Raw genomic sequence first — 1,121 nt, 5'->3', positions numbered from 1 at the left:
GGTGGCCTGAACTACAACATGGAGCTGCGCTGGGACGGCGTGCCGTCGCTCGCGGTTGCAATGGACATGCTCAAGCGGCAGGTGGCGATCACGCCCGCGCCGCAATGGGTGCGCGTGGTCGGTGGCTTTACCGAACACCAGTTCGCCGAGAAGCGCCTGCCGACGATCGAGGAACTCAACGCGGCCGCGCCCGATACGCCGGTGTTCATCCTGCATCTTTACGATCGCGCGCTGCTGAACGCGGCCGCGCTGCGCGTGGTCGGCTACACGAAGGACACGCCCGAGCCGCCGGGCGGCACGATCCTGCGCGATGCCGCGGGCAACCCGACCGGGCTGCTGCTCGCGAACCCGAACGCGACGATCCTCTACGCGACGCTCGCGAAGGGACCGAAGCTGCCGTTCGAATACCAGTACAACTCGACGCGCCACTTCATGCGCGAACTGAACCGTCTCGGCGTGACGGGCGTGATCGATGCGGGCGGCGGTTCGCAGAACTATCCCGACGATTACGAAGTGATCCGCAAGCTGCACGACGCGGGCGAGATGACGATCCGGATCGCGTACAACCTGTTCACGCAGAAGCCGAATGCCGAGAAGGAAGACTTCGTGAACTGGACGAAGAGCACGAAGTATCACGACGGCACCGACTATTTCCGCAACAACGGCGCGGGCGAGATGCTGGTGTTCTCGGCCGCCGACTTCGAGGACTTCCGCGTCGCGCGCCCGGACCTGCCGGCGCAGATGGAAGACGATCTCGAGGGCGTCGTGCGCGTGCTCGCGCAGAACCGCTGGCCGTGGCGCATGCACGCGACCTACGACGAAACGATCAGCCGCGCACTCGACGTGTTCGAGAAGGTGAACAAGGACATCCCGCTCGAAGGGCTGAACTGGTTCTTCGATCACGCGGAAACCATTACCGAAAAATCGATGGACCGCATCGCCGCGCTGGGTGGTGGTATCGCGGTGCAGCACCGGATGGCGTACCAGGGCGAATACTTCGTCGAGCGCTACGGCGCGCAGGCGGCCGAAGCGACGCCGCCCGTCGCGAAGATGCTGTCGAAGGGCCTCAAGGTGTCGGCCGGCACCGACGCGACGCGCGTGGCGTCGTACAACCCGTGGGT

General features: G+C 65.3%; 1 protein-coding gene. It reads left to right on the top strand.

Translation table 11 applies throughout. The annotated features are described in order from the left end of the window. Positions 1–1,121: amidohydrolase (locus DIE17_RS37020; RefSeq protein WP_148095678.1), on the top strand; the 1,121-nt coding region annotated here is incomplete at both ends.

This window comes from Burkholderia sp. Bp9099 (assembly GCF_003857805.1).
In the GTDB taxonomy this organism is placed as follows: domain Bacteria; phylum Pseudomonadota; class Gammaproteobacteria; order Burkholderiales; family Burkholderiaceae; genus Burkholderia.
Note: the sequence above shows the minus strand (reverse complement) of the source record. Positions and strands in the feature narration are given on the sequence as shown.